The organism is Pseudomonas sp. SWRI92, assembly GCF_014268685.1.
Classification (GTDB): Bacteria; Pseudomonadota; Gammaproteobacteria; order Pseudomonadales; family Pseudomonadaceae; genus Aquipseudomonas; species Aquipseudomonas marvdashtae.
In genome coordinates, this window is record NZ_JABWQY010000010.1 from 1 (window position 1) to 11,782 (window position 11,782).

Genomic DNA, 11,782 nt, shown 5'->3' on the forward strand with positions numbered 1-11,782 from the left:
TTAGCAAGCGTGGGGATCGGTATTTGCGAACCTTGTTGATGCAGGGCGCCCAAACCCTGCTTTACCGAATCGATAAACGAAACGATGCGCTCGGCGTCTGGGCTAGAAACCTTTTGGCCCGAAAACCAATCAACAAAGTTGCCTGTGCTCTGGCTAATAAAATGGCCAGGATCGTCTGGGCGCTGTTGACCAAAGGTGGCACCTACAACGGGCATTTCACTGCGTGATCCAGTTTTACCACCGGCTTTTGCGACGTCAGTAAGTGATGGCGATAAACGGCAAATATCCTGGCTGAGAACCTGATAAGCAAAGAAGCTTTCGAAGCTGAAGCGCTTTTAAGGACAGGCAGGAGCGAATACTCATCAAGGGCCGAGCGCGTACCCGCGCTCACATGGAGCCCGGATACATTAGCGCAAGCCTGATTTACCGTTCATCGTGACTGAGTAGCAAAAGGTAGGCTGACCATACATTTGCTTACTTTTACGCTTCATAAAAGTGAGTCGCTGTAAGAGCGAAACCGTAAGCAGCCGTTACCTAAATAACGGATATACATACAAAAACACCTACCTCCCACAATCCGTCATCCCAAGGCTACGACGTCTTGCGCCATTGCCTACAACTACGCCAGAATCCGCCGGCTTGTGCGCCTTGGCCCTGGGCTCTAACGTTTGCGGGTCGCTGTCAGTTCAGCGATCGGGTTTAGCAGCTCGGCACAATATCAAGGCACGCAGGTCCGCTTTATGGCGGCTGTGCGTGGGGCACTTCGGTGCGCCGGGTCCCTTGATTCCTGGTCTGCTAACCCGCGTACTGCCGCCACCCTTCTCGTTTAGCAGCGATGTCTGGCGGCTCCATCAATCAAGGAGCGTCAACCATGCACAAGGTCACACCCAACCCGCCAGAAACAGAAACCGACCCCAAGAAACTCCAGGAAGCTTCTGATCGCGCGCTCGATTACTACCTGAACCCCAAACAGGCCAAATCCGAGAAGAAACCGTCGCCAGGCCAGCTTTTCACCGTCGCCGATGGCATCGACACCGAAAGCCTGCTGGCCAACCTCAGCGAAAACCTGGCATCAGCCGACGCCATGATCAGCGACCTTGCGTTCGACCTGAAAGGCTCGCGGCGCCATATTGCCCTTGGTATTCAGCAACTGATCGAGCTGAGTGGCATGCTGGCAAACCGAGCACTGGACAACGTCAATACACAACCCTGACCTTGCCACGGGCGGTGATCAAGAACTCATATAACGCCCAACAAAAAGCCCCGCTTCCTTCCAGAAGCGGGGCTTTTTGCGTATCAGGCCATCAAGCCAGTTGAGGCTGTACGCTCACCGGCTGTAGCGGCAGCAACGGTGCATGGGGATCGGCTTTCACCGATTCACGCCACGCCGCCAACCACTCGGGATGCGCCTCGCTCCAGACCTGCTCATGCAGACGGGACAAGGCCACCGGATCACTCAGCAGCGCCAGTCGCTCGGCGTTGTTGAGGCCCTCTGGGCCGACCTTCAGGGCGTGACGAACGCGTTCGACCCGCAGCCATTCTATCGGCTCGGCCTGGCCGTGACGCGAAGTGGCCAGCGCATACGCCAAGGCGTTTTGTTGCGGGTCGACCACTGCCCGGATGAAGCCGTCGTTCAGGGCATGCCAACGGTTTTCATGGGTGTACTGGTCAGTCGACAGCAACTCCTGCGGCGGTGCGTATTCCTCAGGAATCAGGAACAGGCTTTCATCGCGGGATTTCAAGCCCAGGCCCACACGGCTGGAAATCACCGAGACTGGGATCGACAGCATCAAGGAGCCCACGATCGGCACCAGCCACCACAGGAAGCTTGGGTTCAGCCAGATCACCAGCAAGGCCCAGAAGAAGCCCAACAGGGTTTGTGGACCGTGGCGCTTGACCGCTTCGCTCCATGGCGTGGAGTCATCATCACGCTTGGGCGAATTCCAGGTCGCGGCCCAGCCCAGGAAAGCAGCAAGGACGAAGCGAGTGTGGAAAATCATTCGCACCGGCGCCAGCAGCATGGAGAAGAACATCTCCAGCAGCATCGACAGGGTCACCTTGAACTTGCCGCCGAATTCCTTCGCGCCTTTTGCCCAGATCAGGATGATGCTCAAGAGCTTGGGCAGGAACAGCAACACGATCGTGGTGGAGAACAGCGCGATGGCTTTTTCCGGATGCCACTGCGGCCATAGCGGATACAGCTGGCGCGGCTCCAGGAAGTATTGCGGCTCCATCAGTGTATTCACCGCCAGCAGCGCGGTGGACAGCACCAGGAAGAAGAACCACAGCGGTGCCGACAGGTAGGACATCACGCCGGTCAGGAACACCGCACGGTGCACCGGGTGCATGCCCTTGACCAGGAACAGCCGGAAGTTCATCAGGTTACCGTGGCACCAGCGACGGTCACGCTTGAGTTCGTCCAGCAGGTTCGGGGGCAATTCTTCGTAACTGCCCGGCAGGTCATAGGCAATCCACACGCCCCAGCCGGCACGGCGCATCAGCGCGGCTTCGACGAAGTCGTGGGACAGGATCGCTCCGGAGAACGCACCTTTACCGGGCAACGGCGCGAGGGCGCAGTGATCGATAAACGGCTTCATGCGGATGATCGCGTTATGGCCCCAATAGTGCGATTCGCCCAACTGCCAGAAGTGCAAACCGGCCGTAAACAAGGGACCGTACACCCGAGTGGCGAACTGCTGCATGCGCGCATACAGCGTATCCATGCCCGAGGCGCGTGGCGCGGTCTGGATGATGCCCGCGTCCGGCGTGGCTTCCATCAGCCGTACCAGGCTGGTCAGGCATTCGCCGCTCATGACGCTGTCGGCGTCGAGCACGACCATGTACTTGTAGTCGCTGCCCCACCGACGGCAGAAGTCGTCGAGGTTGCCGCTCTTGCGCTTCACGCGGCGACGGCGACGACGGTAGAAGATCTTGCCGAAGCCACTGGTTTCACGGCAGACGTCCATCCAGGCCTGCTGTTCGGCGACACAGATATCGGTTTCGTTGCTGTCGCTGAGTACAAAGAAGTCGAAGCGATCCAGGTCACCCGTGGCCGCGACGGACTCGAAGGTGGCGCGCAGGCCGGCGAATACCCGTGGCACGTCCTCGTTACAGATCGGCATTACCAGCGCAGTGCGGGCGTCCTTGGGAATCGGCTCGTTACCGGCGCTGGCGCCGGAGATACGGTACTTGTCGTGCCCGGTGAGCAGTTCGAGGAAGCCCATCAACGCGGTCCAGAAACCCGCCGATACCCAGCAGAACAAGATCCCGAACAGAATCAGGATGCTGGTTTGCAGCGCATACGGCAGCACTTGCGTGGCCGTCTGCAACAGCGGTTGGTGCAGCACTTCGTCCAGGTCCACCAGCGACCAGCCCTGGTACGGCATGATGCCTTTCATGTACCAGCCGGCAACGATGGTCTGGCCGAGCATCAGGATCAGCAGGATGTAACGGCGGATCGAGCCTACGGTCCGCCAACGCGCGTGCGGCAATACGCGCTCGTCCTTGGGCGGTTTCGGCGGGTTGGTGCGGCCAGTCAGGCGGCGCCAGGCGCGCACCAGGATATTGGTGCGCCACGGCTCCGGCACGACCTTGGTCCGACGAATTGGCGGAGTCGCCTTCAAGCACACCCGGCCGCTGGAATCGAGGGCCAGCATTTCGGCTTCCTCGAGTTCCTCGGCAGTGCTCAACGTCAGGCGACGGCCCACCGAGGCTTGCGCCGCCTCGTTGGGTGCATCGAATGTCGAAGAAGCCAGGCGTTCGTGCAATTCGCTGAAAGACTTGCAGCCCGCCAGCTCGGCGCGCTGCTCATCGGTCATCGGCAAATGGGCCAGATACTCGCGAAGAGATTCTGGTTGTACGGAAGTATTACTCATCGGCAGGCAACTGGTAGCTCCAGGTCTCGGTCAGCACTTGCTCAGTCTGTTCCGGTTCCTGCGGGGTTGTGGTCGGCTCGGCGGCGGCGGTGGACGCCTTGACGGCCTTGGTTTCTTTCTGCTCGCCGGCTTGCTCGTTGGCTTTCTCTTTTTCGCTCTGCTGCTTGGCGACCTTGTCGGCCTTGGCCAGGGTCGTCACCGAATGCGAGGTGGCAGGCAGCTCGACAGGAACCAGAGGGCGGACCAACGCGGCACGCATCTCGGTCGCCTTGCTCGGATCCTTGATCTTCAAGCGCAGCGTCAAGCGCCAGCCCTTGGTTTCAGGGTTGTAGCGCACGCTGTTCTCGACGATCTCGCCGTTGTCGCCAATGCTCACCTGGCTACGCACATCGGCGTCTTCAGGCAGGGCTTGCAGGGACGGACCTTCGAAATCCACCAGGTAGGCCACGCTGCCGTCCGGCTGACGGATCAGGTTGGACTGTTTCACGTCACCGGTGGAACGCAGGGTCTGCTTGACCCAGGCACTGTCTGGCGAGTGCAGGCTGGCTTCGTCGAGTGTCCAGTGCAGGCGATAGGCAAAGTCCAGCGGCTGGCCTGGCTCAGGCAGTTTTTCCGGGCTCCAGAAAGCAACGATGTTGTCGTTGGTCTCGTCGGCGGTCGGGATCTCAACCAGATTGACGGTGCCCTTGCCCCAATCGCCTTTCGGCTCGATCCAGGCACTTGGGCGTTTTTCGTAGCGGTCGTCGAGATCTTCGTAGTGGCTGAAATCGCGGCCGCGCTGCAGCAAGCCGAAACCACGCGGGTTTTCTACCGAGAAGTTGCTCACGGCCAGGTGTTTCGGGTTGTTCAGCGGACGCCAGATCCACTCGCCGTTGCCGGCATGGATGGACAGGCCGCTGGAATCGTGGAGTTCACGACGGTAGTTCAGCACCTTGGACGGCTGGTTGGCGCCGAACAGAAACATGCTGGTCAACGGGGCGATGCCCAGCTTGTTGACACGATCACGCAGGAACACGCGGGATTTCACATCGACAACGGTATCGGTGCCCGGACGAACGGTCAGGCGATAGGCGCCGGTGGCCCGTGGCGAATCCAGCAGGGCGAAGATCACCAGGTGCTTGTCGGTCGGTTTTGGACGCTGGATCCAGAACTCGCGAAAGCGCGGGAACTCTTCACCGGATGGCAATGCGGTGTCGATGGCCATGCCACGAGCGGACAAGCCATAGACCTGACCCTTGCCGATGACGCGGAAATAGCTCGCGCCCAGCATGGTCATGATTTCGTCTTGCTTGTCGGCCTTGTTGATCGGGTACAACACGCGGAAACCGGCGTAGCCCAGCTGTTCGGTAGCCTTGGGATCGAATTTGACGTCGCCGAAATCGAAACGTGTCGGGTCGTACTTGATCTCGTCGACAGTGGTCGCAGTGATTTCGTTGATCTTCACCGGCGTATCGAAATGCATGCCCTGGTGATAGAAGGACAACCGGAACGGAGTCTTCTGGTCGGCCCATTCAGCTTTTTCGGTGCGGAAACGGATTTTCTGATAATCGGCGAATTTCATTTCGCGGAATTCGTTCGGCAGATTGCTGCGCGGGGCTTCGAATTTCTGCCCGGCCAGTTCTTGTGCCTTCGCCGATACATCATCCAGGCTGAATGCCCACAGTTGGCCCGCGCCAAACAGGCACAACAGGGCGGAGCCCGCTACCAGAGCGTTTCTAAACCGTTTGGCAGTCATTTTTGGTGCATTACAGGGACTAACAATCACGAGCAACCCTCGCCGAAAACAGATCAAAAAACCAACGGCCAGATAAAGTATCTGCACGGTAACGGCGCTGAAAAACCGTTCCTGCGGACCACTCTTGCCAAGTTGGCGAGCATTGTTCCGACTCCGATGGGACAAAATGATTCCCCAAACGGTTCAGGACAAGTCTCTACCTAAGTCAAATGGACCAGCGAACGCTGGTCCCCCGTAGCGCGCGATTATCTAGTAGGCCGCGTGACAACGCATCAGGGCTAGCAAAGTATTTATCGAGAAAACTCCGTGTTTTGACTCGAAACCGGACCGAAAAGATGTTTCAAACGCTTTCAGACCTGTAACAGGAAGGTTACCGGGCCATCATTGACCAGATGCACTTGCATGTCGGCGCCGAATCTACCTGATGCCACGGTGCCATGCACCTGTTTCGCCTGGCTCAGTAGATAGTCGAAGAGTTCTTCACCGAGCGCAGGCGGCGCGGCGGTCGAAAAACTCGGACGAAGGCCGCTTTTGGTGTCCGCCGCCAAGGTGAATTGCGACACCAGCAGCAATCCACCCCCGACATCCGCCAGGGACAGGTTCATCTTGCCCTCGGCGTCGCTGAACACCCGGTAGTTAAGCAGCTTGTGCAGGAGTTTGTCGGCGCTGGCGCGGGTATCTCCCGGCTCGACGGCGACCAGTACCAGCAAGCCGTGGTCCACGGCCCCGACGATCTCGCCAGCGACTTCGACCCGGGCACCGCGAACCCGCTGCAGCAGCCCCTTCATGCTTCTTCGGGTGGCAAGTCGAGCAGGCGCCGGGCCATTTGCGCGGCGGCGCGCACCAGCGCATCGGTAATCCCTGGCTCCGAAGCGGCGTGACCGGCGTCGCGGATCACCTGCAGTTCGCTGTTGGGCCAGTTCTGATGTAACTCCCAGGCATTGTCCAACGGGCAGATAACGTCGTAGCGGCCATGGACGATGACGCCCGGCAAATGGGCGATCTTGCCCATGTCGCGAATCAACTGGTTGGGTTCAAGGAAAGCGTTGTTGGTGAAATAGTGGCATTCAATCCGGGCAATCGACAGCGCCCGCTGCGGCTCGGAGAAGCGATCGACCACCAGCGGGTTCGGGCGCAGGGTCGCGGTGCGGCCCTCCCAAGTAGACCAGGCCTTGGCCGCGTGCATTTGGGCGATCTGGTCGTTACCGGTCAGGCGCTTGTGGAAGGCGCTGAGCAGGTCGTCGCGTTCGTCCAGCGGAATCGGTGCGATGTAGTCCTGCCAATAGTCAGGGAACAGGCGACTGGCGCCGGCCTGGTAGAACCACTCGATTTCCTGCGGCCGGCAGAGGAAGATCCCCCGCAGAATCAAGCCGTGCACCCGCTCCGGATGGGTCTGGGCGTAGGCCAGCGCCAACGTCGAGCCCCAGGAGCCGCCGAACAGCACCCACTTTTCGATGCCAAGGTGCTTGCGGATGCGCTCGAGGTCTTCTACCAGATCCCAGGTGGTGTTGTTTTCCAGGCTGGCGTGAGGGGTCGAACGACCACAGCCGCGCTGGTCGAAAGTGACAATGCGGTACAGGTTCGGATCGAAGTAGCGGCGGCTCTGTGCATCGCAACCCGCCCCAGGGCCGCCGTGGATGAACACCACCGGCAGGCCTTCCGGCGAACCGCTTTCATCGACATAGAGCGTGTGGGTGTCATCGACAGCCAGATCGTGCCGGGCATGGGGTTTGATCTGCGGGTACAAAGTCTGCATTGCGCGCTCCGTAAGGGGTCGAGTCATCCCTGTGGGGACTTCTATTTAGTCTGCCGTCCGGCATCATAAACCCGAATTACCAGAATGAGCATGCTCCCTGCGCAGTCAAAGCGTGTCAGCCAGATACGCCAGCAGCGTGCGATACAGCTGATCGACCTCTGGCACCTGGTTCCGGCCGCGCAGACAACCATGGACGAGGCCTTCCCCGACATAGAGTTCAGAGGTGACTCCTGCGGCGTTCAGCCGCTCGCTATAGAGGACGCCGTCGTCGCGCAGCGGATCCCATTGCGCGACGGCGATCAGCGCCGGTGGCAGGCCGCCCAGGTCATCGGCGAGCAACGGCGCGGCATAGGCCGAGGGTTGCGCACTCTGCAGGTATAACGCGTCATAGCGTTGCAGATCGTCGCTGCTCAAGAGCGGCGCATCGAAACATTCATTGCGCGACGGCAAATGAGCAGGACCGCCGAGCGCCGGGTAAACCAGTACCTGAGACTTGGGCAGAGGCCGGCCTGCATCGCGCAAGGCCAGGCACAACGCAGCGGCGAGATTGCCGCCGGCGCTGTCACCGACCACCACCCTGCGACGTGGATCGATGGCAAATGGTGCATCCGCCAGATGACACCACACCGCGAAACAGTCTTCGAAACCGGCCGGGAACGGATGCTCCGGGGCCAGCCGGTAATCGACCGCCAATACCAACGCGCCAAGCTCAGCTGCTAATTCCATGCAGATGAAGTCGTGGGAATCCAGGTCCCCCACTACCCAGCCACCACCATGCAGATAGAGCATGCACGGCCAGCCCGCGAGCGGCGGCGCAATGCGCGGGTGATAGGCCCGGATGGCCACGCCGGCCAACTGCAAATCCTCGACCGCAAGCGTTGGCGGACGCGGCGGGGTAAACGCCCGGCACATCTGGCTGTAGGCCTGGCGCGAACCGGCGAGGCTATCGTCCGGGCTGGTGAAGCTCAGGGTTTTGTCGATGAAGGCGGACATTGCCTGGGAGAGTGGGTAGGCCATCTTGGATTGCCATGCGTCGAAAGAGTATGTGGCTCAGCCGCTTTTGTGGCGAGGGAGCTTGCTCCCGCTCGGTTGCGTAGCGGCCGCAAAAAAAAGCGAGGTCGGCTTCGCCACCCAGCGGGAGCAAGCTCCCTCGCCACGGGATTATCGCTGTCCTTGATACCGTGTCAGTTCTTGAGACTGGCCTGCACCGCCGCCATGCCATCCTTGCCATCGAAACTGGTCACGCCAGCGAGCCAGCGCTGCAAATCCTCGGGATGCTCGCGCAGCCATTGCCGGGCGACATCCTGAGGCGTCTTGCGCTCCATGATCGGAACCATCAACTGGCTTTCCTGGGCTGCGGTGAAGGTGAGATTTTCCAACAGGCGTTGCACGTTTGGACAGCGCTGGGCGTAGTCTGGCGCGGTCACGATGGAGACAGTCGCGGCACCTTCATTGGGGCCATAGACGTCCTCGCTGCCGGTCAGGTAGGTGATGTTCATGTTGATGTTCATCGGGTGCGGGGTCCAGCCGACGAAGACCACGAATTCCTTGCGATTCACTGCCCGCTGCACCGCCGCCAGCATCCCCGCCTCTCCGGATTCGATCAGTTTGAAATCCTTGAGGCCGAAGTGGTTGGTCTCGATCATGGTCTTGATGGTGGTGTTTGCGCCGCTGCCCGGCTCGATGCCGTAGATTTTCCCGCCGAGCTGATCCTTGAACCGCGCGATATCGGCGAAAGTCTTGAGCCCCGCCGCCGCTACATAGTCCGGTACCGCCAGTGTGGCCTGGGCATCGGCCAGGCTCGGCTTGTCCAATACCTTCACTTGGTTGGCCGCCAGGAACGGGGCGATGTTCTTGTCCATCGCTGGCTTCCAATACCCCAGGAAAATGTCGAGCCGCTTGTCGCGGATGCCGGCGAAGATGATCTGCTGCACGGCGCTGGTCTGCTTGCTGTCGTAGCCCAGCCCGGTGAGCAACACATCGGCCATGCCGCTGGTGGCAATCACATCGGTCCAGTTGACCACGCCCATCCGCACGGATTGGCAGGACGCCGGCTCGGCGGCCATCGCACCGCAGCTCAACAGTACGGTACCGCAGAGGATCGACAGACAGCGTTTGAACGGTCTTTTCATCGGGAGGGTCTCGTGCGGCAGCATGATTGTTGTAGGTCGGCGTCTAGGCGCACCGTGGCTGGAACATTACGCAGCGTCGAGGGGCTGGAGATGAACTGAGGCGACTCGGTTTTGCACGGTGGCGACAGGTTGAGGGGCTTGAAATGCTTTTGTGGCGAGGGAGCTTGCTCCCGCTCGGTTGCGTAGCGACCGCATAAAAGCGAGGGCGGCTTCGCCACCCAGCGGGAGCAAGCTCCCTCGCCACAACAGCCGCCTCACCTCGAATTAGCGTTTGTAGGCCCGTTGTCCCCACGCCAGGAAGCCTTCCAACAGTTCCTTGAGCACCACCTGGGTCGGTGCCGCCAGATCCGGGCGGTAGTTGAACGGTTCGAACTCTTCCATGTAGGTGCTCTGGCACAGTTCCAGTTGCACCGCGTGGATGTCCTGGGCCGGGTTGCCGTAGTGCCGGGTGATGTGGCCGCCCTTGAAACGCCCGTTGAGTACGTGGGTGAACCGGTCGTGGCGGGCGCAGATGGCTTCGAGCTGGCTGGCCAGGGTCGGGTCGCAGCTGGCGCCGTTGAACGTGCCTAGGTTGAAGTCCGGCAGCTTGCCGTCGAACAGGTGCGGGATCACCGAGCGAATCGAATGGGCATCGAACAGCAAGGCATAGCCGAACTCAGCCTTGAGCCGCGCCAGTTCCTGCTGCAACGCCTGGTGGTATGGCATCCAGACCTGTTGCAGATACGTCGCTCGCTCCTCGGCCGAGGGCTCCAGGCCTTCGCGGAACAACGGCACGCCATCGAACAATGTCGCCGGGTACAAACCGGTGGTGGCGCCGACGTACATCGGCTTGTCATCGGCGGGGCGATTCAGGTCGACGACGAACCGCGAGTACTCCGCGGCCAGGGTGCTGGCGCCCAGATCGGCGGCGAATTCGTAGAGCTTGGGAATGTGCCAGTCGGTGTCCGGCAGGCTCTGGGCCTCGGGGATCAACCCAGCCTCCACCGCCGGCGTCAGGCGCAGGCCCGCGTGGGGCATGCTGACCAACAGCGGCACGCGCCCTTGCTTGAAATTCAGGACCTTTTCCACAACCACTCTCCTCAATCGATTTCGACGCCGTGACGCACGACGCGTTTTTCCAGATCGCCACCGAGCCAGTACGCCAGGTCGGCCGGGCGGTCGATGTGCCAGGCGACGAAATCCGCCACCTTGCCGGCTTCCAGCGAACCGTGGGTGTCAGCCATGCCCAGGGCCTGGGCCGCGTGAATCGTCGCCCCCGCCAAGGCTTCTTCTGGCGTGAGGCGCAGACACGTGCAAGCCATGTTCAGCATCAGGCGCAACGACAGCGCCGGCGAGGTGCCGGGGTTGAGGTCGCTGGCCACAGCGATTTTCACGCCATGTTTGCGCAAGGCGTCCATGGGCGGCAGCTGGGTTTCGCGCAGGAAATAAAACGCCCCCGGCAACAACACCGCCACCGTGCCGGACGCGGCCATGGCCTTGGCATCGTCCTCGGTCATGAATTCCAGATGATCGGCCGACAGCGCCTGGTAACGCGCCGCCAGGCTGGAGCCATTCAGCGACGACAATTGTTCGGCGTGCAGCTTCACCGGCAGGCCCAGCCGTTGCGCGGTCAAAAATACTCGTTCGACTTGTTCCGGGGAGAACGCCAGGTATTCGCAAAAGGCATCCACCGCATCCACCAGCCCCTCGGCCGCCAGGGCCGGGAGCATCTCGCTGCAAATGTGCTCGATATAGTCGTCGGCGCGATCCTTGTATTCCGGCGGCAAGGCGTGGGCCGCCAGGCAGGTGCTGCGCACGCTGACGGGCAACTCGGTGCCGAGGCGACGGATGACCCGCAGCATTTTGCGTTCACTGGCGAGGTCCAGGCCGTAGCCGGACTTGATTTCCACCGTAGTCACGCCGTCGAGCATCAGGCTTTTCAGGCGTTTGGCGGCGCTGGCGAACAGTTCGTCTTCACTGGCCGCCCGAGTGGCGCGCACCGTGCTGGCGATACCGCCACCAGCAGCGGCGATCTCGGCGTAGCTGACGCCTTGCAAGCGCTGTTCGAATTCGCCGCTGCGGTTGCCGCCGAACACCGTGTGGGTGTGGCAATCGATCAGCCCCGGCGTGACCCAGGCGCCGTTGAGGTCGTTGACCGTCGGGTAGTCACCCGTCGGCAATTCGGCGCGCGAGCCGATCCAGTGAATGTGCTCGCCCTGGGTGACGATGGCGGCGTCTTCGATGCTCGAGTAGACGCCCTGGGCCATGGTGGCGGCGTGGCAGTTTTGCCAGAGGGTTTTCATTG

9 protein-coding genes and 1 pseudogene are annotated in these 11,782 nt (G+C 61.0%); 2 read left to right on the forward strand and 8 right to left on the reverse strand.

What is annotated here, in order from left to right; all coding sequences use genetic code 11:
- Together HU762_RS16345 and HU762_RS16350 are read left to right on the forward strand one after the other, a co-directional pair.
- A pseudogene (locus HU762_RS16345) lies at positions 1-227 on the forward strand (IS110 family transposase); the annotation flags it as partial.
- A gap of 644 nt (positions 228-871) precedes the next feature.
- A complete protein-coding gene (locus HU762_RS16350) occupies positions 872-1,213 on the forward strand; it encodes a DUF6124 family protein (protein ID WP_186638762.1) in 342 nt (113 codons plus the stop codon).
- 91 nt (positions 1,214-1,304) lie between these two features.
- Here HU762_RS16350 and mdoH read toward each other — a convergent pair whose 3' ends face one another.
- The 8 genes from mdoH to hutI form a co-directional block, all read right to left on the reverse strand.
- Positions 1,305-3,875: a glucans biosynthesis glucosyltransferase MdoH gene (mdoH, locus tag HU762_RS16355; protein ID WP_186638764.1), complete on the reverse strand. Its 2,571-nt coding sequence runs from the start codon at positions 3,873-3,875 to the stop codon at positions 1,305-1,307.
- Complete coding sequence (locus tag HU762_RS16360) at positions 3,868-5,610, reverse strand: glucan biosynthesis protein G (RefSeq protein ID WP_189664450.1); 1,743 nt, start codon at positions 5,608-5,610, stop codon at positions 3,868-3,870. Before HU762_RS16360 ends, mdoH begins: the two co-directional genes overlap by 8 nt.
- A 350-nt stretch (positions 5,611-5,960) precedes the next feature.
- Positions 5,961-6,398 carry a D-aminoacyl-tRNA deacylase gene (dtd, locus tag HU762_RS16365; RefSeq protein ID WP_186638768.1) on the reverse strand — a complete coding sequence of 146 codons (438 nt, stop codon included), beginning with the start codon at positions 6,396-6,398 and terminating at the stop codon, positions 5,961-5,963.
- Positions 6,395-7,366 (reverse strand): prolyl aminopeptidase, encoded by a 972-nt coding sequence (gene pip / locus HU762_RS16370; protein WP_003196909.1) that lies wholly within the window; start codon positions 7,364-7,366, stop codon positions 6,395-6,397. Before pip ends, dtd begins: the two co-directional genes overlap by 4 nt.
- Before the next feature lie 105 nt (positions 7,367-7,471).
- On the reverse strand, positions 7,472-8,383 hold the full coding sequence (locus HU762_RS16375; RefSeq protein ID WP_186638771.1) for an alpha/beta hydrolase: 912 nt from the start codon (positions 8,381-8,383) through the stop codon (positions 7,472-7,474).
- Positions 8,384-8,550: 167 nt separating this feature from the next.
- Positions 8,551-9,498 (reverse strand): choline ABC transporter substrate-binding protein, encoded by a 948-nt coding sequence (locus HU762_RS16380; protein WP_186638773.1) that lies wholly within the window; start codon positions 9,496-9,498, stop codon positions 8,551-8,553.
- 264 nt (positions 9,499-9,762) lie between these two features.
- A complete protein-coding gene (gene hutG, locus HU762_RS16385) occupies positions 9,763-10,566 on the reverse strand; it encodes an N-formylglutamate deformylase (RefSeq protein ID WP_186638775.1) in 804 nt (267 codons plus the stop codon).
- A gap of 11 nt (positions 10,567-10,577) precedes the next feature.
- Complete coding sequence (gene hutI, locus HU762_RS16390) at positions 10,578-11,780, reverse strand: imidazolonepropionase (protein ID WP_186638777.1); 1,203 nt, start codon at positions 11,778-11,780, stop codon at positions 10,578-10,580.
- Positions 11,781-11,782: the final 2 nt, after the last annotated feature.

Coding starts and splice junctions, on each gene's coding strand:
- HU762_RS16350 (WP_186638762.1), top strand. CDS start 872: ATGCACAAGGTCACACCCAACCCGCCAGAAACAGAAACCGACCCCAAG.
- mdoH (WP_186638764.1), bottom strand. CDS start 3,875: ATGAGTAATACTTCCGTACAACCAGAATCTCTTCGCGAGTATCTGGCC.
- HU762_RS16360 (WP_189664450.1), bottom strand. CDS start 5,610: ATGACTGCCAAACGGTTTAGAAACGCTCTGGTAGCGGGCTCCGCCCTG.
- dtd (WP_186638768.1), bottom strand. CDS start 6,398: ATGAAGGGGCTGCTGCAGCGGGTTCGCGGTGCCCGGGTCGAAGTCGCT.
- pip (WP_003196909.1), bottom strand. CDS start 7,366: ATGCAGACTTTGTACCCGCAGATCAAACCCCATGCCCGGCACGATCTG.
- HU762_RS16375 (WP_186638771.1), bottom strand. CDS start 8,383: ATGGCCTACCCACTCTCCCAGGCAATGTCCGCCTTCATCGACAAAACC.
- HU762_RS16380 (WP_186638773.1), bottom strand. CDS start 9,498: ATGAAAAGACCGTTCAAACGCTGTCTGTCGATCCTCTGCGGTACCGTA.
- hutI (WP_186638777.1), bottom strand. CDS start 11,780: ATGAAAACCCTCTGGCAAAACTGCCACGCCGCCACCATGGCCCAGGGC.